At 71.9% G+C, this 26,724-nt stretch carries 20 protein-coding genes and 1 tRNA gene; 10 read left to right on the top strand and 11 right to left on the bottom strand.

Annotated elements, in window-relative coordinates:
* The first annotated feature begins 15 nt into the window (after positions 1 to 15).
* A complete protein-coding gene (locus tag ACWD4G_RS04190) occupies positions 16 to 3,621 on the top strand; it encodes a SpoIIE family protein phosphatase (RefSeq protein ID WP_451290634.1) in 3,606 nt (1,201 codons plus the stop codon).
* 120 nt (positions 3,622 to 3,741) lie between these two features.
* On the opposite strand, the gene ACWD4G_RS04185 is transcribed toward ACWD4G_RS04190, so the two are convergent.
* The 7 genes from ACWD4G_RS04185 to ACWD4G_RS04155 form a co-directional block, all read right to left on the bottom strand.
* Positions 3,742 to 5,739: a beta-galactosidase gene (locus ACWD4G_RS04185; RefSeq protein WP_451290633.1), complete on the bottom strand. Its 1,998-nt coding sequence runs from the start codon at positions 5,737 to 5,739 to the stop codon at positions 3,742 to 3,744.
* The gene (locus ACWD4G_RS04180) at positions 5,736 to 7,064 is read right to left on the bottom strand and encodes a glycoside hydrolase family 36 protein (RefSeq protein WP_451290632.1); all 1,329 of its coding nucleotides are present in this window, start codon (positions 7,062 to 7,064) and stop codon (positions 5,736 to 5,738) included. The genes ACWD4G_RS04185 and ACWD4G_RS04180 overlap by 4 nt, the downstream gene beginning before the upstream one ends.
* 111 nt (positions 7,065 to 7,175) lie before the next feature.
* A complete protein-coding gene (locus ACWD4G_RS04175; protein ID WP_451290631.1) occupies positions 7,176 to 8,099 on the bottom strand; it encodes a carbohydrate ABC transporter permease in 924 nt (307 codons plus the stop codon).
* Positions 8,096 to 9,088 (bottom strand): carbohydrate ABC transporter permease, encoded by a 993-nt coding sequence (locus ACWD4G_RS04170; protein WP_451290630.1) that lies wholly within the window; start codon positions 9,086 to 9,088, stop codon positions 8,096 to 8,098. The genes ACWD4G_RS04175 and ACWD4G_RS04170 overlap by 4 nt, the downstream gene beginning before the upstream one ends.
* Positions 9,085 to 10,395, bottom strand: a complete 1,311-nt coding sequence (locus tag ACWD4G_RS04165) for an ABC transporter substrate-binding protein (protein WP_451290629.1) — start codon at positions 10,393 to 10,395, stop codon at positions 9,085 to 9,087. The genes ACWD4G_RS04170 and ACWD4G_RS04165 overlap by 4 nt, the downstream gene beginning before the upstream one ends.
* A 292-nt stretch (positions 10,396 to 10,687) precedes the next feature.
* Entirely contained in the window at positions 10,688 to 12,142 is a 1,455-nt protein-coding gene (locus ACWD4G_RS04160) for a HAMP domain-containing sensor histidine kinase (RefSeq protein WP_451290628.1), read from the bottom strand.
* A gap of 79 nt (positions 12,143 to 12,221) precedes the next feature.
* Positions 12,222 to 12,926: a response regulator transcription factor gene (locus ACWD4G_RS04155; protein WP_451290627.1), complete on the bottom strand. Its 705-nt coding sequence runs from the start codon at positions 12,924 to 12,926 to the stop codon at positions 12,222 to 12,224.
* A gap of 119 nt (positions 12,927 to 13,045) precedes the next feature.
* Between ACWD4G_RS04155 and ACWD4G_RS04150 the strand changes: the two genes are divergently transcribed.
* Positions 13,046 to 13,555: a hypothetical protein gene (locus tag ACWD4G_RS04150; protein ID WP_451290626.1), complete on the top strand. Its 510-nt coding sequence runs from the start codon at positions 13,046 to 13,048 to the stop codon at positions 13,553 to 13,555.
* A 67-nt stretch (positions 13,556 to 13,622) separates the two neighbouring features.
* On the opposite strand, the gene ACWD4G_RS04145 is transcribed toward ACWD4G_RS04150, so the two are convergent.
* Entirely contained in the window at positions 13,623 to 14,495 is an 873-nt protein-coding gene (locus tag ACWD4G_RS04145; protein WP_451290625.1) for a spermidine synthase, read from the bottom strand.
* 79 nt (positions 14,496 to 14,574) lie between these two features.
* Positions 14,575 to 14,994: a hypothetical protein gene (locus ACWD4G_RS04140; RefSeq protein WP_451290624.1), complete on the bottom strand. Its 420-nt coding sequence runs from the start codon at positions 14,992 to 14,994 to the stop codon at positions 14,575 to 14,577.
* A gap of 323 nt (positions 14,995 to 15,317) precedes the next feature.
* On the opposite strand from ACWD4G_RS04140, the gene ACWD4G_RS04135 reads away from it, so the two are divergent.
* Positions 15,318 to 16,856, top strand: a complete 1,539-nt coding sequence (locus tag ACWD4G_RS04135; protein ID WP_451290623.1) for a hypothetical protein — start codon at positions 15,318 to 15,320, stop codon at positions 16,854 to 16,856.
* 208 nt (positions 16,857 to 17,064) lie between these two features.
* Here the strand turns inward: ACWD4G_RS04135 and ACWD4G_RS04130 are convergent, their stop codons facing one another.
* Positions 17,065 to 17,655, bottom strand: a complete 591-nt coding sequence (locus ACWD4G_RS04130; RefSeq protein ID WP_451290622.1) for a histidine phosphatase family protein — start codon at positions 17,653 to 17,655, stop codon at positions 17,065 to 17,067.
* 177 nt (positions 17,656 to 17,832) lie between these two features.
* Here ACWD4G_RS04130 and ACWD4G_RS04125 point away from each other — a divergent pair, with 177 nt between their 5' ends.
* From ACWD4G_RS04125 to ACWD4G_RS04095, 7 genes are all read left to right on the top strand, one after another.
* Positions 17,833 to 18,939, top strand: coding sequence for a phosphatase PAP2 family protein (locus ACWD4G_RS04125; RefSeq protein WP_451290765.1), 1,107 nt, complete (start codon positions 17,833 to 17,835; stop codon positions 18,937 to 18,939).
* The gene (locus ACWD4G_RS04120; protein ID WP_451290764.1) at positions 18,890 to 20,164 is read left to right on the top strand and encodes a hypothetical protein; all 1,275 of its coding nucleotides are present in this window, start codon (positions 18,890 to 18,892) and stop codon (positions 20,162 to 20,164) included. The genes ACWD4G_RS04125 and ACWD4G_RS04120 overlap by 50 nt, the downstream gene beginning before the upstream one ends.
* Entirely contained in the window at positions 20,155 to 21,771 is a 1,617-nt protein-coding gene (locus ACWD4G_RS04115) for a hypothetical protein (RefSeq protein ID WP_451290621.1), read from the top strand. The genes ACWD4G_RS04120 and ACWD4G_RS04115 overlap by 10 nt, the downstream gene beginning before the upstream one ends.
* A complete protein-coding gene (locus ACWD4G_RS04110; RefSeq protein ID WP_451290620.1) occupies positions 21,768 to 23,120 on the top strand; it encodes an AAA domain-containing protein in 1,353 nt (450 codons plus the stop codon). Before ACWD4G_RS04115 ends, ACWD4G_RS04110 begins: the two co-directional genes overlap by 4 nt.
* 244 nt (positions 23,121 to 23,364) lie before the next feature.
* Positions 23,365 to 23,727, top strand: coding sequence for a hypothetical protein (locus ACWD4G_RS04105; RefSeq protein WP_451290619.1), 363 nt, complete (start codon positions 23,365 to 23,367; stop codon positions 23,725 to 23,727).
* Positions 23,728 to 24,308: 581 nt separating this feature from the next.
* Positions 24,309 to 24,920 (top strand): hypothetical protein, encoded by a 612-nt coding sequence (locus ACWD4G_RS04100; protein ID WP_451290618.1) that lies wholly within the window; start codon positions 24,309 to 24,311, stop codon positions 24,918 to 24,920.
* Positions 24,911 to 24,984: transfer RNA gene (locus ACWD4G_RS04095), tRNA-Lys, on the top strand. Before ACWD4G_RS04100 ends, ACWD4G_RS04095 begins: the two co-directional genes overlap by 10 nt.
* Positions 24,985 to 25,081: 97 nt before the next feature.
* On the opposite strand, the gene ACWD4G_RS04090 is transcribed toward ACWD4G_RS04095, so the two are convergent.
* A complete protein-coding gene (locus tag ACWD4G_RS04090; protein WP_451290617.1) occupies positions 25,082 to 26,527 on the bottom strand; it encodes a M6 family metalloprotease domain-containing protein in 1,446 nt (481 codons plus the stop codon).
* Positions 26,528 to 26,724 lie beyond the last annotated feature (197 nt).

The following is a 26,724-nucleotide window of genomic DNA, read 5'->3' as shown; positions in this document are numbered from 1 at the left end:
GAAGGGCTGAGGCAGATGCACCGTGGCGACGACGACGGGTACGCGCCGCGCGACGCGTACGGAGAGGGAGACGAGGCGGTCCGGGCCTTCGCCCAGGGCGGGCCGTTCGGTGAGGTGCTGTCCGGGACCGACTGGTCGGCGACCGTGCTCGGTCCCACCCCGGGCTGGCCGCACCGGCTGGTCGAGAACCTGCGCGTCGTGCTGGCCTCCGACCTGCCGATGGCGCTGTTCTGGGGGCCCCGCTTCGTGATGCTCTACAACCAGGGCTACGCCGAGATCATCGGCTCCAAGCACCCGGGCGCGCTCGGGGCCCCGGCCGGACAGCTGTTCCCGGAGAACTGGGACGACTACACGGGGCCCATGTTCCAGTCCGTCGTCGACCGGCGTCAGGCACTGGTCGTCCGTGACCGGCCCTTCCGCCTCATCCGCCACGGCTTCGTGGAGCAGACGTACTTCGACATCTCCTTCCAGCCGGTGCTCATGGACGACGGGACCGTCGGCGGGGTGCTGTGCTTCGTGTCGGAGACCACCGGCCGGGTGCTCGGCGAGCGGCGGCTCGGGCTGCTGGCCGACATCGGCGTCCACACCACCGATCTGCCCGGCCCCGCCGAGGTGGCGCGGAAGATCGCCGACGTGCTCGCCCGCTACCGCGACGACGTGCCGTTCGCCCACCTGTATCTGGCCTCGGGGACGGAAGAGCCCGTCCTGGCCGCGTCCACCTGCCGGCCGCCGCCCCACGGGAGCCGGGCCCGGCTGCCCGAGGACGTCGCCGCGCGGGTCACCGGCGGCACCGCCGTCACCCTGCCCGCCGAGCCCTTCCTGTGCGAGCCGGGCGCCCCCGCCGAGGCACCTCACGCCGAGGCGTCCACCGCCGAGGCGCCCCCCGTGGAAGCGCTCGCCCTGCCGCTGAGCAACCCCGACCGGGTACGCGGCGTCCTCGTCGCCGGGATCAATCCGCTGCTTCCCCTGGCCGGCGGCTACCGGGACTTCCTCGACATCCTCGCGCGCGCCGTCACCGCCGCCCTCTCGGCCGCGCTCGCGCACGAGGAGCAGCGCCGACGCGCCGAGGCGCTGACGGAGCTGGACCGGGCCAAGACGATGTTCTTCGCCAACGTCAGCCATGAGCTGCGCACACCGCTCACCCTGTTCCTCGGTCCGGTCCAGGACGCGCTGGCGCAGGAGGACCGGCCCGGGACCCGCAGACGGCTGGAGCTGGCCGAGCGCAACGCCCTGCGGCTGCTGAAGCTGGTCAACACCCTGCTCGATGTCACACGCGCCGAGGCGGGGGCCCTGCAGGGCGACTTCGAGCCCGTCGATCTGTCGGCCACCACCGCCGAGCTGTCCGGGATGTTCCGCTCCGCCTTCGAGACGGCCGGCCTGTCGCTGGACGTCGACTGCCCGCCGCTGCCCCAGCCGGTCTGCGTCGACCGGGAGATGTACGAGAAGATCGTCCTCAATCTGCTCAGCAACGCGCTGAAGTTCACGCCGTCGGGCGGCGCCCGGGTCGCCGTGTCGGCCGTCGGCGACCGCGCCCGGCTGACGGTGTCGGACACGGGCATCGGGGTGCCCGAGGAGGAACTGCCCCGGCTCTTCGAACGCTTCCACCAGGTGCACGGGGCGCCCGCCCGCACCCATGAGGGCAGCGGTATCGGCCTCGCGCTGGTCAAGGACCTGGTGCAGCAGCACGGTGGCACCATCACCGCCGGCAGCCGCCCGGGCCGGGGCACCACGTTCACGGTGGAGATCCCCTTCGGCACGGCCCATCTGTCCCCGCCGCCGAGGACAGGGCCCGAGCGCGTCGGCACGCCGGCCGGGCCCTCTCGCCGGGCCACCGCCTACGCCGAGGCGGCACGCGGCCCGGCCGCCCCGCACGGATGGCCGACCCGCACCGCGCGCGAGGCCTGCGCCGAGGAGGTGGCCCACGGGGAGGAGGCGGCCGGGGAGGGGGCGGCCCGCAGGGAGGGGGTGGAGCGGGCCGAGCGGGAGGGCCGGGCCGAGCCTCGGCCCCACGCCGAGGGGACCACCCGCCCCGGCGTCCCCGGCCGGAGTGCCCGCCCCCGGCTGCTCGTCGCCGACGACAACAGCGACATGCGGGCGTACCTCTACGACCTGCTGCACCCCGAGTACGACCTGCGGCTCGTGCCCGACGGCCGGACCGCGCTGGCGGCCGCCGTCGAGGGCCCGTACGACCTGGTGCTGACCGACGCGATGATGCCCGGCATGGACGGCTTCGAGCTGGTCCGCGCGCTGCGGGACGCCCCCCGTACCTCCCATCTGCCGATCGTGATGCTCACCGCCCGGGCCGGTGAGGAGGCCGCCGTCCAGGGCATCGAGGCGGGCGCCGACGACTACCTGGCCAAACCCTTCTCGTCCCGCCAACTGCTCGCCCGTGTACGGGCCAACCTGGAGCTGTCGCGGCTGCGGGACCGCATCCTGTCCGAGACCCGTGAGCACGCGACCGCGCTGGCCACCCTCGCCGAGGCGGGACTGCGGCTGTCCGGCAGCCTGGAACCGGGGCAGGTGCTGGAGACGGCCGGTGAACTGCTCGTCCCCCAGCTCGCCGACGAGGTCCGTATCGACGTGCTCGGCGACGCCCGGGGCCCCGCCCCGGACGGGTCACCGGACCCGGCGGTGTACACCTCGGGACACGGCTCCGCGACCGACGACCGGCTGGCCGACGCGGTGGCCCGCGTCCTGCGCGGGGGCCCCACGCCCCGCGACCCGGACGGCCGGCTCCTGGCCCTGGCGCTGACCTCGCGCGGACGGATGCTGGGCGCCCTGGCCGTGGCCCGCCGCCACCGCCCCTACTCCGACGGCGAACGCACCTACCTCCAGGCCGTGACCAGCCGGATCGCCGTCGCCTACGACAACGCCACCCGCTACCAGAACGAGCGCCGCCTCGCCGTCGCGCTGCAACGCGCGCTGCTGCCCCAGGCTCTCCCCCAGGTGCCGGGCATGACCACCGCGTCCTACTACCGGGCCAGCGCCCTCGGCGCCGAGGTGGGCGGCGACTGGTACGACGTCATCCAACTGCCGGACGGCGCGGTCGGGCTGGCCATCGGGGACGTCATGGGCCACGACGTCGACGCGGCCATCCTCATGGGCAGTCTGCGCTCGGCCCTGCACGCCTACGCGCTGGAGTGCCCCACCCCGAGCGAGGTGCTGGCCCGCCTCGACGCGCACTGCTCCGCCCTCGACAGCGACCGCTTCGCCACCTGCCTGTACGCCGTCTACGAGCCCGGAGCCCGTCGGCTGCGCTACGCGTCGGCGGGCCATCTGCCCCCGCTGCTGGTGGCCGGCGGCAGGACCGGATACCTGGACCTCGCCCCGGGCATGCCCCTCGGGGTGGCCCGTGGTGACGCCACCGACCACGAGACGCTGCTCCTGCCCGGCACCGGGCTGCTGCTGTTCACCGACGGCCTGGTCGAGCACCGCACCACGCGCCTCGACGACCGGCTCGCGGCCCTGCGCCGCATCTGCCGCGACGTCCTGCCCGCACCGGCATCGCCGCACGCCGCGCCCGCGCCGGACGCGATCATCGGCCTGGCCCTCGGCATGCTGGCCACCCCCGACCGCGTCGACGACGACACGGCCCTGCTGGCCGCGGTCCCGGCACCGTGAGCGCGGGGAGGGCCTGGCTCGGGTGCGTGAGCGGAGGGGGAGGCGTGAGCGCCGAGGGTCGAGCGCGGAGGGGGCCGGCGATCGGACATGCGCCCGGTCACCGGCCCCCTCACATCGCCGTCAGCGAGGTTCCCGTACGACCGCCACGTCCCCGGCGGCCACCGTCACCGAGCCGCCCTCGGCCGCCTTGCCCGTCAGCAGGTCGGTGCCGTGGGCGGCGACTTCGGCGTCCTCGTCCCCATGGTTGATCAGGAAGAGGTAGTCGGCGTCCGGTCCCCGGCGCAGGACCGCCTCCACGCCCCGGGGAGTCGCACGCACGGGGTCCACGCCCGCCTCCGAGCGGAGCCGGTCCAGCAGTGACGCGAGCGTCGCCGGGTCGGGGCGCGTGGCCAGGTACCACGTCGTGCCCGAGCCGTACGCGTTGCGGGTCACCGCCGGGACGCCGGTCAGCGGGCCGGAGGTGTACGCGGCGACCGGCTCGGCGCCCGCCAGGGCCACCCGCTCCGACCACAGCGAAGCCGTACCGCCCCCGCTCAGGCCCACGGTCTCCCCCGGCAGCAGCGGGAACACCTCGTCCGTCCGAACGCCCAGCGCCTCGCGGAACGCTCCCGGGTAACCGCCCAGCCGGATATGGCAGTTCTCGTCGACCGCCCCGCTGTGGAAGCCCACGGCGAGGGTACCGCCGGACTGCGCGAAGCCCGTCAGGTTGGCCGCGCCCGCGTCGTCCACCAGGTACAGGCTCGGCGCCAGCACCAGCTTGTAGGAGGACAGATCGGCGTCGGGGCGTACGAAGTCCACCGCCACCCCGGCCCGCCACAGCGGCTCGTACCAAGCGCGGACCAGGTCCTGGAAGCGGAGCTTCTCGCTCGGCTGGGAGGGGAGTTCGACCGCCCACCAGGCGTCCCAGTCCCAGACGACGGCGACCTCGGCCACGCCCTCGCTGCCGCGCACCTCCGCCAGCGCCTTCAGGTCCGCGCCGAGTGCGACCACGTCCCGCCAGATCCGGCTGTCGGTGCCCGCGTGGGGCAGCATCGCCGAGTGCCACTGCTCGGCGCCCGCCTTGGCGGCCCGCCACTGGAAGTAGGCGATGCCGTCGGCGCCCCTGGCCACATGGGAGAGGGCGTTGCGGCGCAGTTCGCCGGCGGTCTTGGCGCGGTTGACCGGCTGCCAGTTGACCGCGCCCGTGGAGTGCTCCATCAGCAGCCAGGGGCGGCCCGCCAGCGAGCGGACCAGATCGCCGCTGAGCGCGATGTCGATCTCCGACTCGGGGTCCGTGGACTGGAGGTAGTGGTCGTTGGAGACGATGTCCAGCTCCGGGGCCCAGCGCCAGTAGTCCAGCTTGTCGAAGTTGTACATCACCATGAAGTTCGTGGTGGCGGGGGTGGCCGGGGCCGTCTCCCGCAGGATCTCGCGCTCCGCCTTCAGCAGGGAGAGCAGGGCGTCGCTGCAGAAGCGGCGCCAGTCCAGCTGGTGCGTCGGGTTGGGGACCGCGCCGGTCGCCCGGGGCGGGATGATCTCGTCCCAGTCGTAGTACCACTGGCTCCAGAACGTCGTGCCCCAGGCGTCGTTGAGCGCCGCCAGGTCGTCGCCGTACTTCGCGCGCAGCCAGACCCGGAACGCCGCCGCGCTGGTGTCGCAGTAGCACTCGCCGTTGTGGCAGCCGTACTCGTTGTGGACGTGCCACATGACGACGGCGGGGTGGTCGGCGTAGCGCTCGCCCAGGACGCGGGCGATGCGCAGCGCCGCCTCGCGGTACGCCGGGCTCGACGGGCAGAACGTCTGACGGCTGCCGTACGAGAGGGTGCGGCCGTCCTTGTCGACCGGCAGCGCCTCCGGGTGCGCCCGGAAGAACCACGCGGGCGGGGCGGCGGTCGGGGTCGCCAGGTCGGCGGCGATGCCGTTCTCGTGGAGCAGGGCGAGGATCTTGTCCAGGCGGGAGAAGTCGTACTCGCCCTCCCTGGGCTCCAGGAACGCCCACGAGAAGATGTTGACGCTCACCATGTTGACGCCCGCCTCGCGCATGAGGCGTACGTCCTCGGCCCAGACCTCCTCGGGCCACTGCTCGGGGTTGTAGTCGCCGCCGTAGGCGATACCGGGGACGTTCAGAGAGGTGCTCATCGGTCGGTTCCTCCGGGGTTTCCGCCGAGCAGACGGCGGGTCGTGTCCACACCCCAGGTGTCCAGGGAGAGAAGGCGGTCGCTGGAGGCCATCAGGCCGCCGGTCGCCTCCACGTGCGCGGCCCACCGCTCCCGCGTCTCCACGGCCGGGCGGGCCATCAGGCAGTCGGGGTCGTTCACCCAGAGACGGCCGTGCTGCCACTGCCGGCCCACACCCGTGAACTCCGCCGGGTCCTGGCCGGGCTGGCTGTAGTCGTCGGCCTCGGGACGGCGGTGCGGTGCCGTGTCGGGGCTGACCCGCATCGCGTCGAACAGCCCGATGGAGGGGAGGATCGGGGCGCCGCAGCCCAGGAGGTACGACTCCTCGCCTATCGCGTCGCGGATCAGTTCGATCCCCTGGCGGTACGCGGTGAGCGCGTCCACATCCGCGTGCCGTACGCCCTCCAGCGCGCCCGCGTACAGGAAGTCGACCTTGAAGTAGTCGTAGCCCTCGGAGAGGAGCGTCCGGTAGACCTCGGTGAGGTACGCGGCGGCCTCGGGGTGGGTGGTGTCCAGGACGTACAGGTCGTGGCCCCAGTTGCGGCCGGCGTGCAGCGGGGCGTCGCCGTCCGCGTCGCGGACGAGCCACTCGGGGTGCTCGGCGGCCAGGGTGCTCGCCGGGTCGACCAGGAAGGGGGCCGTCCAGATGCCGGCGCGGCGGCCACGGGCGCGGATCACCTCGGAGATGCCCGCGCGGGAGCGGAAGCGGCCGGAGAGGGTGAGCCAGTCGCCGAGGGCCTTCTGGTAGCCGTCGTCGATCTGGACCACGTCGATGGGCAGGTCGAGGGTGTCCATCGCACGGAGGTTCTCGTGGATGTCGTCCTCGGTGACCTCGGTGAAGTACTCGTACCAGGAGCACCAGACCGTGGGCGCCGGGCGGGGCGCGGGTACGGCGAGGCCGTCGGCCCAGTCGGCGAGGACGGACTGGATGTCGGTGCCGGTCCACTCCTTCACCGGGCCGTCGGCGGTCACCTCCGCCACGCCGTCGCGGACGACGAGGCGGATCGAGGGGACCTCGGCGGTCGGCTCGGGCGCCGCCCACAGCCGTACGGGGCCGCCGTCGCCGGGGTCGAGGGCGAGCAGGCCCTCGCCCTGGAAGGTGTCGGCGGGGACGGTGCGGCCGGGGCGGTAGCAGACGGTCGCCCAGTTGGCGTTGGTCGGGCGGTACGGGGCGTCGCCGAGGGCGTAGGAGCCGCTGGGGCTCCACGACTGCCAGCCCTCCTCGTGCACCCGGGCGGTGTTCGGGTCCACGGGCACGGAGGCGACCGGCGTGAAGGGGTGGGGCACGGTGTTCTCTCTCGGGGTCTCAGGTACGTGTGGCGCCGGGCCCGAAACAGGCCCGGCGCCACACCGGTACGAACTCGTACCAAATAGAACGAACTAGCACGAACTGCGGGATCAGCCCTTGTTCGCGCCCAGGGTGAGACCGCCCACGAACTGCCGCTGGAGCAGGAAGTAGACGATCAGGGTGGGGATGGCGGTGAGGAGGGCGCCGGCGGCGACGAGGTTGTTGTCGGTGAAGAACTGGCCGGAGAGGTTGTTCAGTGCCGAGGTGATCGGCATGTTCTCACCGGTCGAGATCAGCACGAGTGCCCAGAAGAAGTCGTTGTAGATCCAGATGGACAGCAGCGTGGCCAGGGCGGCCATCGCCGGTTTGCACAGCGGCAGCACGATCTGCCAGTACATCCGCCATACCGAGGCGCCGTCGACGAGCGCGGCCTCGGTCAGCTCGTGCGGCAGCGAGCGCATGTAGTTGCTCAGCACGAAGGCGCAGAACCCCGACTGGAACGCGACATGGATCAGGACGAGACCCAGGGCCGAGTCGTACAGCTTGCCGCTCATGGTGATGCCGGGCAGGTCGATGAGCAGGTACATGCGGTACAGCGGGGTGATGATGACCTGCTGCGGGAGCAGGTTGCCGGCGGTGAAGACCAGCAGCAGGAACAGGTTGAGGCGGAAGTCGAAGCGGCTGACGTAGAACGCGACCATCGAGGACAGGAACAGCGTCAGCAGCACCGCCGGGACGGCGACGATCAGCGTGTTCACGAAGTAGTGCGTCATGTCCGACTGCGTGAACGCGTTGGTGAAGTTCTCGAAGGTCAGCTTGTCGGGCCAGGAGACATAGCCCTTCTCACTGGTCTCCGAGTACGGCCGCAGCGCCGCGTAGATCGCCCACAGGAGCGGGGCGAGCCAGGCCAGCGCGGTGCCGGCGAGGAAGACGTGCAGCAGAATCCGGGCGGGGCGCAGGCGGGAGGTCTTCCTGTACACGGCCGGGACCGGCCCGCCGGTGGTGTCCTTGGACACGGTGAGGGTGGTGCTCATGCCCGCCGCTCCTTCCGGAAGGTGGCGATCAGATACGGGATGATCACGACGAGGGAGATCGCCAGCAGGACGACCGCGATCGCCGATCCGTATCCGATGCGGCTGGACTCACCGATGATGTTGGTGGTCACCAGGATGGAGAGCAGTTCGGTGCCCTCGGCCCCGCCGTTGAAGACGTAGACCAGGTCGAAGGCGCGCAGTGCCTCGATGATGGTGACGACCAGCACGACGGTGTTGGTGGGCCGCAGGGTGGGGAAGATGACGTTCTTGAAGGTCTGCCACTCGTTGGCGCCGTCGAGCGAGGACGCTTCGCGCAGCGAGGGGTCGACGCCCTTGAGGCCGGCCAGGTAGAGGATCATCATGTAGCCGGTGTGGCGCCAGGAGGCGGCGATGAGGATGGCCCACAGGTTGAGGTCCGGGTCGCCGATCCAGTCGATGTACTTGCCGGGCTCGTTGGCCCCGATCAGGCTGTTGATCAGACCGGTGTCGGGGTTGTAGACGAGCTGCCAGACGAAACCGATGACGGCCATGGACAGCACGACGGGCAGGAAGAACGCGGTCTGGTAGACGCGGCTGAAGCGGATCTTCTTGTCCAGCTGTACGGCCAGGAACAGGCCCATCGGCGTCGGGATCAGGATCAGGACGACGAACCAGATGACGTTGTGCTGGACGGCCGGCCAGAACTGCGGGTTGTTCTCGAACAGTTCCTTGAAGTTCTCCAGCCCGACCCATGTGATGGAGTCGAAGCCGATGCCGTCCCAGGTGGTGAAGGCGAGGAAGATCGAGGCGAGGGCCGTCACCCAGACCAGGGCGACATGCAGGATCGTCGGCAGACCCGCCATCACACCCAGGGTCAGCCGGTCGCGCCGGGTGAGCAGACGAGCGTGGCCCGTGGGGGGCTTCTTGGCGGTGACATGGGCAGAGCCCGGAGGCGGCACGGCCGCCTCCGGGTTGCCCGACTTCTCGGGGGTGGTATCGGTCTTGGTCATGAGGAAGCGAAGATCGTCTTCTTCTGGCGCTCGATCGACGTGAGCAGGCTGTCGATCCCCTTCGGGTCACGGATGAACTTCTGCAGCGAGGGCTGCATCACCGTGGACGTGAAGTCGGGACGGCTGTCGCGGTCCATGAACTGGGTGAGGCTCTTGGCGCCCGCGATCATTTCGTACGCCTTCTTCTGCAGGGCGGTGTACGACGAGGTGTCGGCGCCGGTGGCGGCGTGGACCACGCTCGGGTCGGCCTTGAGGTAGATGTCCTCGGCGTCCGTGGTGCCGAGGAACTCCAGCAGCTTGACGGCCTCGGCCTTGTTCTTGGGGCTCTTGCTCATCATGAAGCCGTCGGTGGGCGCCTCGACCGTGTCCTGCCCGTAGGCCGAGTCGATCTCCGGGAAGGCGAAGAAGTCGAGGTCCTCAAGGGCCTCCGGGTCGGTGAACTGCTGCGCCACGAACGTGCCCAGCAGGTACATGCCCGCCTTCTTCGACGCCAGCGTCTGCGCCGCGTCCTGCCAGGTACGGCCGACCGCGCCCTCCTGGTGGTACGGAAGGATCTCGGTCCACAGGTCGAAGGCGGCCTTCACCTTGGCGTCGGTCCAGGACGCCTTGCCCGCCATCAGCTCGACATGGAAGTCGTAGCCGTTCTTGCGGAAGTTGATCTGGTCGAAGGTGCCGAGCGCGGGCCAGGCGTCCTTGTCACCGAAGGCGATCGGAACGAGCCCGTCCTTCTGCATCTGCTTGCACAGCGCCACGAAGTCGTCCCACGTGGTGGGAACCTCGTAGCCCTTCTCCTCGAAGACGCTCTTCCGGTAGAAGATCGCCCAGGGGTACGTGTACAGCGGCACGAAGTAGTACTTGCCGTCCTCGCCCTTGCTGAGCTTGTGCATCGCCTCGGGGAAGTTGTCCCCGATGGTCTTCCACACGTCGTCGATCGGCGTGGCCAGGCCCTTCGCCGCGAAGAACTGCATGCGGTAACCGGCGAACCAGGTGAACACGTCGTCCGGCGTACCCTGCAGGTAGGAGTTGATCTGCTCCTGGAAGGTGTTGGAGTCCTTGGTGTTCACGTCGACCGTGATGCCGGTCTTCTTCTTGTACGCCGCGTAGATCTCGGCGAACGCCTTCTTCGGGACCGGGTCGGACGCCTTCGAGCCGAGGGTGACGGTCTTCGGGTCGGCGGCCGTGCCGCTGCCGCCGCAGGCGCTCAGCAGAGGGATACCGGCGCCGAGTGCGGCGGCGCCGCCTATGCCGCGCAGCAGGGTGCGGCGACTCGGGCCGGGCACGGCGAGACCTGAAGGTGTGAGTTGCATGTACGGCTCCCTGGGACAGATGGTCCGGTCGTCAATGGCCCTCGCCAGTTACTGATCGAAAACGACCAGAAACCAACTCGACCGAACACGGTGGCCGTAATAACAGCTCTATGTCCTGTCATACGTCAAGACTTCATGTCTTCCTTTGTTGAAACGTAATCCCTCCGGGTCGAAACGTGACCGACACACCCATGGGTCACTCAGGTTACGGACAGGAGATGAACAGAGGGGGGTTGTGTTCAGCTGCGGGGCGGGTGGGGTGCATGACAGCTCGGGTCCGCCGGCTCGTGCGTCAGCGCCCGTGTGTGGGGGCTGGTCGCGCCCCGCGGCGGAGCCGCATATCGACTCGGCCCCGCGCCCCTTTGGGGCGCGGCTCGGGGCTCGGCGGTCTTCTTGTCTGGAGCCAGATCCTCACCTCCGCTCCTCCCAGTACCGAGCGGCCTATGCGTACGTCTCCTCCCGTCGACTCCGCCAGGCGGCGGACTATGTCCAGGCCCAGACCCGTCGAGCCGGCCGTGCCGGAGCCTCGGCCCCGGGCCATGGCCGCCCCGGGGTCGGGGATGCCGGCGCCCGCGTCGGAGACCAGGACGATCACCGCGTCCTGCGCGTCATGGACGTCCACCGCGAACGCCGTGCCCTGCGCCGTGTGACGAAAGACATTGCCGAGGAGGGCGTCCAGCGCGGCCGCGAGGTCGGCCCGAGCCACGGGTATGCGCACCGGGCGCTCCACCCCGGCCACCCGCCACTTGCGGCCCTCGTCCTCCGCCAGCGCCGACCAGAACGCCATCCGCTCACCCACCACCTCCGCCGCGTCGCACCCGGCGCCCGGCCCCGCCGCCGCGGTCTGCGGCCTGGCCTCCCGCGCCGTACGGATGATCGTGTCCACCTCCCGCTCCAGTTGCTCCACTGCCGCCCGGGTGTGCTCGGCGGCCGGGCCTTCGCCGAGCGAGGCCGCGTTCAGCCGCAGCACGGTCAGCGGGGTGCGCAGCCGGTGGGACAGGTCGGCCGCCAGCTCCCGCTCGTTCGCCAGCAGGTGGACCACCTGGTCGGCCATCGCGTTGAACGCCACCGCCGCCAGCCGCAGCTCCTTCGGCCCCTCCTCCGGTACCCGTGCGCCCAGCTGTCCCTCCCCCAGTTCACGCGCGCTCTCCACCAGCCGCCGGGCGGGCCGGACCATCCGGGCACCCAGCCGGTCGGCCACCGCCACCGAGCCCACGATCAGCGCGAGGCCCACCCCGGCGAGCACCGCCCACGCCGTGGTCACGCCATGGCTCACCTCGGTCTCCGGCACGAACACCTCGACGACCGCTGTCTCGCCCGAGCTGAGCGCCGTGGGCTGGAGCAGTGCGGAGCCGCCGGGCACCTCCGTGGTGGAGGCCCGCCCCAGCTCGCGCACGGTGGCGATGTCCTCGTCGGTGGCGCGCTGCCGTCCGAGATCGATCCCGGCGGTGCCCAGGCTGCCGCCGCTTCCCTGAGCGCCGGCGCTCTCCTGACCCTCGGCGGTCGTCCGCGCCGGTATGTGGACCGCGATGCCGTCGTCCGCGCCCGCCGAAGCGACGACCCGCTCCAGCTGGTCCCGGTCGGTGGTGATGGACAGCGCCGGAGCGATCGCCGCCGCCTGCCGCTCGGCGTTGGAGAAGGCCCGGTCCCGCGCCATCTCCTTGATGACCAACCCCAACGGCACCGCGAACGCGATCACCACCATGCTCGTCACGGCCACGCACACCTTGACCAGCGCCCACCTCATGACCGCACCGCCCCACGCGCCCGGCCCGGCACCCGCGTCCGTGTCCGTGTGCGCGTCCGTGTGCGCGTGCGTGTCGGCGTCATGGCCCGGCCTCCGCCCCCGGTGGCTCCAGCTTCACACCGACGCCGCGCAACGTGTGCAGATAGCGCGGGTTGGCCGCCGTCTCCCCCAACTTCCGGCGCAGCCAGGACAGATGGACGTCGATGGTCTGGTCGTCCCCGTACGTCTGCTGCCACACCTCGGCGAGCAGCTCCCTGCGGGGCACGACGACACCCGGCCGCCCGGCGAGAAAGGCGAGCAGGTCGAACTCCCGCCGGGTGAGGTCGAGTCGTACGCCGTCCAGCTCGGCCTGGCGGCGCAGCGGGTCGATGGACAGACCGCCGACCCGTATGACCGTGGACGACGGTGCCTCACCGGCGTAGGCGCGGGAGCGGCGCAGTACGGCGGCCATTCTCGCGGACAGGTGCTCCACCGAGAACGGCTTGGTCAGGTAGTCGTCCGCGCCCGCGTTCAACAGCCGTACGATCTCCGACTCGTCGTCCCGCGCGGTCGCGACGATGACCGGTACCTCGGTGATCCCCCGCAGCATCTTCAACGCCTCCGAACCGTCCAGATCGGGCAGCCCGAGGTCGAGGATCACCACGTCGAAGCGGTGGTGCGCGACCTCGTGCAGCGCCTCCAGGGCCGTACCGACGCTGCGCACGGTATGTGCGGCGTCCGTCAGATGCCTGATCAGCGCCGAGCGTACGAACTGGTCGTCCTCGACCACGAGCACACTTGCCATGCGCCGAACGTACGCCATGCGGAGAAAGCCGGTCGGGGCCTGTGGATAACTCACCGACAAACCCCGCGCCCCGGCCCGAACACGCGATCGCACAACACCCGTGGGGCCCGTGGTGCACTATGGCCGCGATGCGCAGAGGACTCCTTCATCTACTGGCCTGGCTGCTCGCCACGGGCGCGGCGGTCACGTTGTCATGGTGGGGCGTCCACACGGTGATGACAGGCACCGCCTACGACCCGCCCCGGGCCCTGCCCATCAACGCCGCCGGCGCCGACGCCACACCGAACACCGGTACACCCACCCCGCCCCCTTCCGCCTCCCCCTCCGCGCGGCCCCCGTCGCCGTCGAAGTCGGCCGATCCCGACCCCGGTTCGTCCCTCACCACCCCCAACACCCCCACCGACTCCGGCGAGGTGAAGAGTTACGACACCGAGGGCGGCCGGGTCGTCTTCTCGCTCGGCGAGACCTACGCGACCCTCGTCTCGGCGACGCCCGGCTCGGGTTGGTCGATGCAGGTGTGGAAGACGGAGACCTGGATTCGGGTGGAGTTCGCGGCCGGTTCGGACCGGGTGACCGTGTTCTGCACCTGGCACGACAGCGCGCCGAAGGTGGACGTCCAGACCTACTGATCGGGTCTCCCGGCGCGGGGCCTCCTGGCACAGGGCCTCCTCACCCGGGCTGCCCGACCCGGTGCCGTCAGCGGAACACCGACGGGGGCGGGGCCGGTGAGGCGACGGCCGCCGCGTCCGTCACCGGGGTCGCGCCGCCGGTGAAGTCGATGAGGGCACGGCCGTGTTCGACCCGGACGGGGTGGGGGTCGGAGGCTGCGCGGCGGGTGAGTTCGGCGAGGGGCAGCGGTAGATCGGAGGCGACGAGGACGGCGTTGCCGAAGCGTTTGCCCCGGAGCACGGTCGGGTCGGCGACGAGCGCCAGTTCCGGGAAGACGACGGCGGCGGTGGCGATCTGTCCGCGCAGATGGACGAGCGGAGGCCCGTCGGCGAGATTGGCCGCGTACTGCCCGCCGGGCTTCACCACCCGCCGTACCTCGGTGAGGAATTCCGTGGACGTCAAATGCGCCGGGGTACGCGCCGCGCTGAACACATCCGCGATCACCAGATCCGCCCACCCGTCCGGCACCTTGGCCAACCCTTCCCGCGCGTCCGTCGACCGCACCCGCACGCGCGCGTGGGCGTCCAACGGCAGCTCACGCCGCACGAGTCGCACGAGCGCCGCGTCCCGCTCGACGACCTGCTGAGTGGACCGGGGCCGGGTGGCGGCGACATACCGGGCGAGTGTGAAGGCTCCACCGCCGAGATGCACGACCTGCACGGGCCGCCCCGGCAGGGCGACGAGATCGATGACATGCCCGAGCCGCCGCTGGTACTCGAAGGAGAGGTAGGAGGGATCATCGAGATCGACATGCGACTGGGGCGCACCGTCGATGAGCAGGGTCCAGGCGCGGGGCCGATCCGGGTCGGGCACCAACTCGGCCAGCCCGCCGTCGACCGCCTCCACGACAGCCGGAACGTCTGCCGCCCGCCGCCCGCGCCCCTTCTTCGACCTGCTCATTCACCCATTATCGGAGGTGGCGGAGGACGCCGCTCCAGTGGGTCGTGGGCCCCAAGGGCCGCTGAACGCGAAACAGAGGCTAGCTACAGTTGTCCGCGGCCTCGATGATTCGCGCCGCCTCCCCAAGCGCCGCCCGCAACGCCGCCGGATCGGTCGCGAGGTCCACCTCACCCGGCGGCAGCAGCCACCCCGCCCCGTCGACCGGCGCCAGCACGGCCCCCCGCCCGTCGCTGTGCGTGCAGACACTCCCCGGCACATCCCAGGCGTCAGCCGTCCCCGGCGGGACGACGAACCCCAGGGTGTCGCAGGGACCGTCGTGCAGCACGGGCCCCACGGTCATGACGGGCCCCGCCGTCTCCACCGCGCCACGGCGGAGGATGTCGACGGCCTCCAGCCCCTGGCGCGCGGGCACGGTCACGAGGTCGCAGTCGGAGGCCGACTGCGGGGACCCGGGGGTGCACTCGGGGACCGGCCAATGCTGCGCCGCGACTTTCTCCATGTGGGCCTCCAACACGTCCGAACCCCCTCCTCCGGTAAGCGGGTCGGGAGTACGGGCGCTCCCGGTCCACGCTGCCCAACGCTCCACCGCGTCAACGGCTACGGCGAAACCGCCCCGCAAAGGATGGCAGTTCATGGCAGATGAAGGATGAGATATCCGGTTTGTAGCCAAACCTCGTCTCGCGACACCGGTGGGGCCGGTACGTTCTTGCCCCGCCGGACACAGCGGAATCAAACACGCGTAAGCACCTCCACCGCGCACCCAATTCCTTATGAATCCGGCACGGTTCGACGGTTCGACGGTTCGCGAGAGAGGGCCCGACCATGGCGACGTCATCGGTGGCCTCGTCCCCGTCCCCCCGACCACAGCGGCCGAACCTCGCCTTCCGGCAGCTGCGCGGACAGCGTTCGCCCGGCGAGTTCGCCGCGGCGGTACGGCGGGCCGCGCGTGAGATCGGCGAGCGGGTGAGTTGTGACGCTCGTTACGTCGGGCGGGTCGAGGCGGGCGAGATCCGCTGTCCCAACTACGCGTACGAGCGGGTGTTCCTGCATATGTTCCCCGGCCGGACCCTCACCGACCTGGGCTTCGCGCCCCGCGCAGAGGTACGCGGTCGGGGGGCGCGGCCCGCCGAGGAGGCGCCCTCGCCTCGCACCAAGAGCCGTCCACGCTCCTCGCACGGAACGAGGGGTGAGACGGAGGGGGCGTACGAGCCGTATGACCCGCAAGAGACGTACGACATGCAGGACCCGCGGGGCGACACGGGCTATGTGCGCGGCCGGCGGGACACGCACCACACGTACCAGAACCACGAGGAGAGCGACGTGCAGCGTCGCGCGTTCATGACGGGAGGTACCGCCGCGGTGGCGGCGGCCTCCTTCGGCCCCTTCGCCCTCAGCGGCACGGCATCGGGATCGCCATCGGCCGTGTCCGCGTCGGCCGCGGGCCGTACCGTCCACCGGGCGGGTACGGCGGAGGCGGGGGCCCTCGAAGCGGCCGTACGCAAGATCCGGCTGCTCGACGACCGGCACGGGGCGGACGGGCTGTACCGCAGGGCCTCGGCGCCGCTGCGGGCCGCGTACGCGCTGCTCGACGCCGGGACCGCACGGCAGTCCACCGCCGACCGGCTGTACGCGGGAGCTGGTGAACTGGCCATCTCCGTGGGGTGGTTGGCGCATGACTCGGGGCGTTTCGACGACGCCCGCTCGCACTACGCGGAGGCCCTCGCCACGGCCCGTATGTCGGGGGACCCGGCGCTGGAGGCGCACGCGTTCTGCAACACCGCGTTCCTCGCGCGGGACGCCGGGCGGCCCCGGGAGGCCGTACGGGCCGCGCAGGCCGCGCAGCGGGTGGCCCGGCCGCTCGGGTCGGCCCGGCTGATGTCGCTGCTCGCGCTGCGTGAGGCGGGGGGCTGGGCGGGGCTCGCCGATCGGGCCGGGTGCGAGCAGGCGTTGGCCCGCGCGCACGTCCTGTACGCGCGCGGGGCGTCGGAGGCCGATCCCGAGTGGATGAGCTTCTATGGAGAGGCCGAGTTGGAGGGGCTTGAGGCGCAGTGCTGGTCGACGCTCGGGGACTGGAACCGGGCGGCGCGGCATGCGCGGCGGGCGGCGGGGACGCAGAATCCGCACTTCACTCGGAACATCGCGCTCTACACGGCTGAGCTTGCGGATGATCTCGCGCGTGGGGGGCGGCCGGATGAGGCCGCCGGTGCGGGGATGCGGGTGTTGGATCTGTTGGACGAGGTGCAGTCCTCTCGGGTGCAGCAGATGTTGGCCGGGACCGCGCGGGTGTTGTTGCCGCATCGTCGGGCCGGTGGGGTGTCGGCGTTTCTTGAGCGGCATGCGGGGGTCGCGCGGTCCGCCTAGGGGTGGTTTGCGTTACTGGGCGCCCGGGGGCTGGACTGGGCGGGGGTGGGTTGCGCTTGCCGACGCTTACAGGGTGCCGCTCTCTTTGGGATGGGCGCCGCCCCAGCCACACGATTGCCCGCAGCTACGACGGCTGGGGGCGCCCGCAGCTACGACGACTGCTGGGTGGGCGCCGCCTTAGCGGCCCGTTGCCCGCAGCGACGTGAACTCACAGGTGGCCCGTGTCGTTCCAGGACTCCATTGCCGGGGCGCCGTATGCCCAGCCCAGGGTCGACAGTGATGTGGGGTTGAGGCGGATCTTGGCGGCGAAGGCTATGGGCTCGCCGAGCCAGCGGGCCGCTATGGAGCGCAGGATGTGGCCGTGGGCGAAGATCAGGACGTCGTGGTCGGAGTCGCGGGCCCAGGCGACCACCTCGTCCGCTCGGGCCGTCAGCTGATCGAGAGTCTCCCCTTCGGGGACGCCGTCCCGCCACATCAGCCAGCCGGGGCGGAAGGTTTGGATTTCCAACGGAGTGAGGCCCTCGTAGGCGCCGTAATCGACCTCCATGAGGGTGTCCCAGTCGGTGGCGCGGTCACCGAAGCCGGCCAGTTCGCAGGTCTCACGCGCGCGTGAGAGGGGGCTGGTGCGGACCTCGACCTCGGGGAGGCCGTCCAGGGGCGCGCGGTGGAGGCGTTCACCGAGCAGCTTGGCGCCGCGTCGGCCCTCGTCGAGGAGGGGGACGTCCGTCCTGCCGGTGTGCTTCCCGAGCCGGGACCATTCCGTCTGTCCGTGCCGGGCCAGCAGGATGCGCGGTGCCATGGGGGACCTTTCAGGTATTTCCGATGTCTTCTGGGTGACGTGAAAATGGAGCGGCGGATGTGTCCATTTTCGCTCACGCTGTCGTAGGGCAACCCATGAGGCGGTCACCGCGTCTTGGCCATCGTCCCGCACGACAAACACTCGATGAACGACGCGCAGACGGGGGAGGATCAATCGATGCCGCAGGCCGAGGCGACCGTCGGACCGGTTACCAGGAAGGGACCGGGTACCGGGAAGACCGACACACAGGTCGCCGAGAAGGCCGAGGGAGCCGGGGAAGCGGCACCGGGCCCGCGCCCGCGCTGGTGGACCGAGCTGCCGCTGATCCTCCTGGTGTACGGGGCGTACACGGCCGGGCGACTGCTCGCGCGGGGCGATGTGTCGAGTGCCGTGGACCACGGTCTGGCGATCCTGCGCGTCGAGAAGGCCCTGGGGCTGAACGCCGAGCATCCGCTGAACCGGCTGTTCACCCGTGAGCCCTGGATAGGGATACCCGCCGACTTCTGGTACGCGTCGCTGCACTACCTGGTCACCCCCGCGCTCCTGGTGTGGCTCTTCCGGTCCCGTACCGTGCGCTATCGCGCGGCCCGCACGTGGCTGATGACCTCCACCTTCATCGGGCTGATCGGGTTCACCCTGTTCCCCACCTGCCCGCCCCGGCTGCTGCACGCGTCCCACGGTTTCGTCGACACGATGGCCCACTACAGCGCCTGGGGCTGGTGGGGCGGGGAGGCCAGCGCGCCCCGGGGGCTGGGCGGTATGACGAACCAGTTCGCGGCGATGCCGAGTCTGCACGTCGGCTGGTCGCTGTGGTGCGGGGTGATCCTGTGGCGCTTCGGCGGCGGCTCGCGCCCGGTGCGGACCGCGGCCGTGGCGTACCCGCTGATCACGACGATCGTGGTGATGGGCACCGCGAACCACTACTTCCTCGACGCGGTCGCCGGCGCCGCCGTGATGGGCACCGGCCTGCTGCTGACACCGGTGGTGACAAGGACGTTGGACCAGTGCCGCGCCTCGCTGGGCCTCCCGCCGATGGCCGCCACCGACCGCTACGACGCCCCCCGCGAGGCCGCCGAAGGGGAGACCGCCGACGCTCACGGCCGCCGGGCGGACGCGTCCGCCGCCGTCGAATCCGGGGCCTCTCGGGGCTCGATTTCCCCAATTGTCAGTGGTGGGTGCCAGACTTCCGCGGGTGAACGAATTCCACGGCAGCGGATCATCGGAACCGGTCCCGGTGCCGCCCCCTCGGAGGCAGGGGACGGCGCTGCGGCAGCGGCTCGCTGAGCTGCGCGGACCCGAGGTCCCACCCAAGGCGCTGGACGCGCGCGCCCTCGCCGCGCTCGCGGCCAACCCGGGTTGCGAGCGCCGCGCGCTGCTGGACGGGGCGGGGGTGAACAAGGCGGTGCTGGCGAGCGCGCTCGGTTCGCCGTCCGCCTTCGGTCAGTCCCAGTTCGCCTTCATGCGCGGCAACGCCTTCGAGGCCCGGGTCAAGGCGGACGGCGGCGCTGAGCTGCTGCGGCTGGTGCACGAGAGGCTGGACCCCGGCGCCGAGCCACCGGTCGCGGCCTCCGTCCCCGATCTGGCCGCCGTCGGCCCCCAGGGCCGTACGGCCCGTACGGCGCTGGCGTTGCGCGAGGCCACCGACGCCGGCGGCTGGGCGCTGCTGGACCACCCCATGCTGGCGCTGGACGTGGCGGGCTCCCCCGCCTTCCTGGAGCCGGACGCCGTGGTGGTCCACCCGGACGGCTCGTGGACGGTCGTGGAGATCAAGTCCTTCCCGATGCTGGACGGTTCGGCGGACCCGGCGAAGGTCGGCGCGGCGGCCCGCCAGGCCGCGGTGTACGTCCTGGCCCTGGAGGAGGTCGCCGCCCGGCTCGGCACCAAGGAAGCAGGGGAGACCTCCACACCCGAGGTCCGGCACCGGGTGCTGCTGGTCTGCCCGAAGGACTTCACCAACCTGCCGACGGCCGCCGCGGTGGACGTCCGTAAGCAACGGGCGGTCACGCGCCGCCAGTTGACGCGGCTCACCCGTATCGAAGAGATCGCGGACGCGCTCCCCGAGGGCACGTGTTTCGCCCCGGACCTGCCCCAGGAGAAGCTGACGGCCGCCGTCGAGTGTCTCTCCGCCACCTACGCCCCCGAGTGCCTCGCCGCCTGCGAGCTGGCCTTCCACTGCCGCGCCCGCTCCCGCGCGGACGGCGCGGTGACGTCCCTGGGCCGCGCCGCCCGGGCCGAGTTGGGCGGCCTCACCACCGTCGAGGACGTCCTGGCGGCGGCCCACGGCCTGGCCGGCGACCCGGACGACCCGGCGGTGGCCGCGCTGCGCAGAGCGGCGGAGCTACGGGCGGAGGCCCTGGCCGCCGCCGGTGCGCGACCGGCGGCGGCCCCGCAGACGTCTGCCCCCGGCGTACGACCGGCCGTCGAGCCTTCGACGGCCCCCGCGCGCCCGGCCCTCGACTCGTCCGCCGTCGCCCCCGGCGGCCCCCGGGAGGGCGTCCCATGTCCCTGATGTCGACGCTCGCCCGGCTCGAAGCCGTGAGTACGGGCCGGGCTCAGCCCGCCGCCACCGTTCTGCACCGGCATCTCTCCGAGCACCCGCTCGTGTTCGTGCCGCTGATCACCGCGGGTGAGGCCGGGGCCCCGCTCGGGGCGCTCGTCGGCACCGAGCGGGACGCGCCCCGGCTGCTGGTGGTGCCGCAGCCACGGGACCGCGATCTGCGGTTCGCGTTCCTGGCGGAGCTGGCGGACATCGTGCTGCCCTATGTGGACGCGTACGGCGAGGTCGTGGAGGCCGCCGAGCGCAGCGAGACCGACCCGGAGACCGGCAAGCGGGTCAAGGTCGAGGTCGAACTGTGCGCGGACGCCCCGCAGTTGATCGTGCCGAGCCGGACCGGTATCGACTTCGTACGGCTGCTGGGGCGGGCCATGCGGTTCCGGCGGACCGCCGAGCAGGACCCCGAGGCACCGCATCCGGCGCCCCCGCGCGTGCCGCTGCTGGGGCGGTGGCTGACGCACTTCGGGGAGCGGGCGCGGGTGCCGGGTTCCTCGCTGCTGCTCGCCCTGACCGATCTGCTGTCCCGGCACTGGGCGACCGGGCAGTCCGGCGTCGAGGACCAGCACCTGGCCTCGCTGCTCGCCTGGATCGACCCCCCGGAGGGGATGTCGGGCGAGGAAGCGGCGCGTCGGGCCGAGCTGGCGCGGGACGCCGAGGGCCAGTTGCTGTGCCCGCCCGCCGGCCCCGCCACCGACCCGGCGTTCGATAACAAGCTGCTGGCCCCGGCCATCGAGCGGTACGACCGGGCGCGGCAGGCCTTCGGCGCCGCCGAGGACGGCATGGAGGCCGACGAGCGGCTGGGCGCGCTCACCGCCGCCGAGCGGGAGATCCGCGCCCTGGTCGAGAGCCGCACCCGGCCCACGTGGGACGCGGTCTGGCACGGCCTGGACCTGCTGCGCGCCCTGCCCGAGGGCGCCCACGCGGCCGACCGCTGGACCCGCGACCGCTGGTCCTTCACCGGCCACCGGGACCGCGTCACCGCCGGGGAGCCCCCGCAGCCCCGCCTCGACGACGCGGTCACCGCCGCGAACAAACTGGCCGCGCGCGAGCGTGAGCAGGCCCGCCTCGACGCTCAGGAGGCCCTGGACGACCCCCTCGTCATGGCGGGGCGCCGCCTGGCCGGGGAGGCCTTCGCCGGGGAGGTCGTCGAGGTGGTCATGGCGTACAGCGAGGGCAAACGGCCCAGCCCACGGCCCCTGATCACCGTACGGACCCAGGACCGGCCGCATGTCGGGGAGCGCGCGAAGGTGTACCGCTCCCTGGGCGGGAAGCCGCAGGCGGCCGAGTTCGTGGGGTACGAGGACGGCGATTCCGCCGAGGGCGGGGACGGGTCGCTCGTCGTGCTGCGGGTGCTGGACAAGATGGGGCGGGGGAAGGAGCCGGAGGTGGGGTCCGTGCCGGAGAAGGGGGACCCCGTCTGCTTCACCCTCTTCGAGCATGATCAGCGGGGTGGGGCGAAGCTGCCCGATCCCGAGGAGACACCGTGGACGCACGGCGGGCCGCCGGGTGCGCCCGACGCGCTGCCGCTGCCGGACCAGGCGACCGAGGAGGATGTGCTGTGAGCCCCACCGAGGCCGCCGAGGCCGTACTCGACCCCGGTGCGGCGGCCGGCCGGGCCACCGACGCGATCCTCCGCGACACCCTGCGCGGCGAGTCGCGCGGCGTGGTGGTCGACTCGCCGCCCGGCGCCGGGAAGTCGACGCTCGTCGTACGGGCCGCGCTCGAACTGGCCTCCGCCGGGCGCCCGTTGATGATCATCGCGCAGACGAACGCGCAGGTCGACGATCTGGTGGTCCGTCTCGCGGAGAAGGACCAGGACCTGCCGGTCGGCCGCTTGCACAGCAGTGACAGCGACCCGTACGACAAGGCGCTGGACGCCCTGCCGAACGTACGGAAGTCCACGAAGGCGGCCGATCTGGCCGGGCTGGACGTGGTCATCTCGACGGCGGCCAAGTGGGCGCACGTCAAGGGTGTCGAGCCGTGGCGGCACGCGATCGTCGACGAGGCATACCAGATGCGGTCGGACGCGCTGCTGGCGGTGGCGGGGCTGTTCGAGCGGGCGCTGTTCGTGGGCGACCCCGGGCAGCTGGACCCGTTCGCGATCGTCGGCAGCGAGCAGTGGGCGGGCCTGTCGTACGACCCGTCGGCGTCGGCGGTGACGACGCTGCTGGCGCACAACCCCGAGCTGCCCCAGCACCGGCTGCCGGTGTCGTGGCGGCTTCCGGCGTCGGCGGCGCCGCTCGTCTCGGACGCGTTCTATCCGTTCACGCCGTTCCGCAGCGGTACGGGGCACGGGGACCGGCGGCTGGCCTTCGGGGTCCCGTCGGACGGCTCCGGGCCCGACCGGGTGATCGACGAGGCCGCCGAGTCCGGGTGGGGGTTGCTGGAGTTGCCGGCCCGGCATACGCCCCGTACCGATCCGGAGGCGGTACGGGCGGTCGCGCTGGTCGTGCGGCGGTTGCTGGACCGGGGTGGGGCGGCGGTGTCCGAGCGGGCGGAGGAGCCGGTGCCGTTGACCGCCGAGCGGATCGCCGTCGGTACGGCGCATCGGGACCAGGCCGCGGCGGTGCGCTCCGCGCTGGCCGAGCTGGGGGTCGCGGACGTGGTCGTGGACACGGCGAACCGGCTTCAGGGCCGGGAGTACGACGTGACGGTGGTCCTGCATCCGCTCTCCGGTCGCCCGGACGCGACCGCGTTCCATCTGGAGACGGGGCGGCTGTGCGTCCTCGCCTCCCGCCATCGGCACGCGTGCGTCGTGGTGTGCCGAGCGGGTGTGACCGACCTCCTGGACGACCATCCGTCGACCGAGCCGGTCCAGCTGGGGGTGACCGTGAAGTTCCCTGACGGGTGGGAGGCGAACCACGCGGTTCTGGCGGAGCTGGCCGAGCATCGGGTGGTGTGGCGGCCCTGACCGGCCCTCCGGCATCGGCTCTCCGGCATCGACTGGCCGGGTTTCGGGTGGTCCGGCGGTCGTGGGGGGCGTGCGGGAGGGGCGCGGGTTCGGGGGTGCGTGGTGTGGGTACGGGGTGCGGCGCTCGGGGGGTGGGGGCGGGCTCGGTGCCCACTTGCGTGGGCGCGAGACAATGGACGGTGGACTTCCCCCTGGGACGCCCCCGAGAACAGGCCGTCTGAACCGTCGTACAAGGAGGAAAGACATGGCGGAGCCCACGCCGCGTCGGAACGAACCGCGGCTACGCCCCGCGCCTCTGCTCTTCGAGCCGGCGGAGGCCGCCGGTGATCCCGAGCACTTCTTCGATCTGGAGTCGATCGACGATCCACGGGCGTTGTTGGCACGGGCTACGGAGTTGACGCAGGCGTTTCGGGCGGCGGCGGATCGGGCGGTGGAGTTCCAGGCGATCGCCGCGGCGCAGCTTGCCGATCCTCGGCGGTTCGATCGGTTGACCGCGGCGGATATCGCCGAGCGGGCCGAGTGGACCGAGGACTATGCGAAGAAGATGGTCGAGTTCGGGCGGGATCTGCTGCGGGGGCGGGACGCCAGCGGGCCTGAGGCGATCTGAGTGTGCTCGTAGCTGGGGCTGAGCTTGGGCGGGGTTTCACTCACCGGCGCTTGCAGAGTGCCGCTCCCTTTGGGATGGGCGCCGCCCCAGCGGCACGATTGCCCGCAGCTATGACGGCTGCCGGGTGGGCGCCGCCCGGCGGCACGGGCGCCCGCAGCCACGACGACCTAGGGCGACCGGGCGGGCAGCCGCCCGGCGGCGCGATTGCCCGCAGCTATGACGACTGAGCGGGAAGCGACCCAGCCGCACGATTGCCCGAAGCCACGACGACTGCCGGGTGGGCGCCGCCCGGCGGCACGGGCGCCCGCAGCCACGACGACCTAGGGCGACCGGGCGGGCAGCCGCCCGGCGGTGCGATTGCCCGCAGCTGCGACGGCGGAGCGGGAAGCGGCCCGGCGGGCCCGAAGCTGTGGCGCTGGGGCGACTGGGTGGGCAGTTGCCTCCGTGGTGTCAGTGACCGCGGCTGGGTTTCTCGCTGGGGCATATGCCCGGTGTGGCAAGGTACCCGACTTGTCTGCTCTTCGTGCCAAGTTTCGGCAACCCTATGGGGGCGGGTGGTCACGGACTGTACTTCTGGGTGTATGAGCTGTGGGAGTGCGGCGGGTGTGGTGTTGGGGTGTGGGGATGCGTTCGATGTCGTCAGTGCGCCCCTTGTCTTTGGGCGGTGGATGCTTGACCGGTTGTGGGAGGAAGGGCCCGGGTGTGGGCCCGTCGCCGTCTGTCGGGGGCGGATGCTGATCTTCGCCTCGCCCGGTACCGCACAGCGGCTGCCCAGCCTGCTGGAGTGGGAGGAGTGGGGCGCACCCGGCCGTGCCGGCGCTGTTCCGCCGCTCTTCTGTCACGGCCCCGGCGACTCGGTCACCGTCCCGGCCCTGGCCGACGTCCACACCGGGTCGGGCACCGGCGACAGCAGCGACATCGGCAAGGGCGGGGACGCCGGCAGGGGCGGGGGCCTCGGCAGCGACGGCGGACGCGGCGACGACGGCACGGCGCAAGCCCCCCGCTTCAACCGGCCCGCCTCCCGTTGGATCGTCGCCCCCGATCGGCGGCGGCCCTGGCTTCCGGGGCCCGAGGTTCTGCTCTGGGCGGCGGTGCGGGCCGCTCGGGCGCATACCTCCCCGGTGCTGCGGGTATCGATTTTTCCTCCCGCCGACCAGGGTGCTAAGGTCTACGACGTCAGCAGGCGCCGCTAGCTCAGTTGGTTAGAGCAGCTGACTCTTAATCAGCGGGTCCGGGGTTCGAGTCCCTGGCGGCGCACGACACGAAGAAGCCCCTCGCGAAAGCGAGGGGCTTCTTCGTTCCCCGAACCACCCGACGCCGGCCCACCAACCCACAAAGCCACCGGCACCCCGCCCTACCCCGCCGTCGTGATCCGCACCGTCCACCCCCCGGACCGCGTACGCCCCTCCACCGCCACCCGGACCCCCTCCCCCGGCACCGTGAAACTCTCGCCCACGCCGATCGGGGCGTCCGCGAGGGGTGGGTAGACGGAGTCCTCCCAGCAGGACTCGGTGCGGGGGTGGGCGTCCAGGACCTCGATGGGGCCGCCGCCGGACTCGGCCGTGCCACGGACCCGATAGACGAGGACGCCCTGGGTGCAGAGGGAGTGGTCGTTGCCCACGGCGCTCCGCGCCTCGATGCCGAGGGCGCTGTCGGGGCCCGTGCGGACGACCGCCAGCTTCGTACCCCGGCCGGCGCCGAACAGCTCCGCGCTCCGGTCGACCCCGAGGGCCGCCCCCGCTCCGGCCGCCGCCTCCCTCCACTCCCGGCTCGCCCCCATGTCCACGGCCAGGGCCCCGGCAGCGGCGCCGACGGCGTCCCCGGCGCCGGCGCCCACCTCACCCGCGTCACCCCCACCCCCGTACCCCCTCCTCGGCCCCGCCCCCACCGCCTCCAGGGTCAGACGGGTGCGGCCCGTGCCCCGTACGCACTCCACCTGCCCCGGCTCCAGCCAGCCCAGCTTCCACTTGTGCCAGGCGAACAGGTCGGGGGCGAGGGCGAACTGGCTGCCCATGAGGTCCCAGTCGCCCACATGGGTGTCCCAGTCGCCCTTGCCGTCGGCGGGGCGGCGGTAGAGATCGGGGAGGTCGAAGACATGACCGGTCTCATGGGCGAGGACCAGGCGGTCCGGGGGATGCCTCTCGAACACGGTGACGACTCGGCGGAGGGCGGCGCCGTCGACCTCCAGCGGGGTTTCGAGGTTCACCACCTTCGTCGCATCCGAGTCGACGCCGGGGGCGTGCGGGTCGGCGATGAAGTAGACGATGTCGTAGCGGGAGAAGTCGATGTGGGGGTCGGCGGTCGTGAGGGCATCCTTCAGATAGGCGGCCCGGTGAGCGGCGTTCCAGTCGCGCCGTATGGCGTACGCCGTCGAGGGCTGGGGCATCCGCAGCCATTCGCGGCGTGGATGGGGACGGAGCGCGAACTTGCCGTACGACGCCTGTTCGAAGAAGCGACTGGTGGCCGGAAAGTGATCGGCGGTCAGTTCGGCGGGGGTCGTCAGGGGGGCCGCATCAGGGAAGGACAGGAACACCAGTACGGCGTCGAGGGCGCGGGTGGGGCGTGGATATGCGGCGTTCCAGCTGTCGACGCCCTCCGAGTGGTGCGCGGGGGTCCGGCGCAGTTCGCACGGTTCGGACAGGGGTACGGCGACGGAGGGGGCCGCGACGAGGGAGGTCGCGGCGAGCGCGGTCAGGGAGGTCAACATGGCCGCCGTACTGCGCAGATCGGGCGCCCGGCCGCCGAGAAGTCCCTGTCGGAGTGGCCCCTTCCACAGGCTCCAGGGGAGCTGACGCTGCACGGAGACCTCCCGGACGCCGATCTTGAGAACACCGCGTCCAGGTTTTCGGAATTAGTAGTACTTTGCCCTGTTTGTCTGCCCCAGAAGGGTGAGGGTCCGTCCGAGGGGCCGGCCGGGGGTCGACACCCCGCTCCCTCACGGAACGTCACAACCGGTCGACGGCGCGGAGATGCCGTTCAGCTCGGGGCAGAAACGAT

This window comes from Streptomyces sp. NPDC002643 (assembly GCF_053592555.1).
This window is presented reverse-complemented; position numbering and strand designations above follow the sequence as displayed.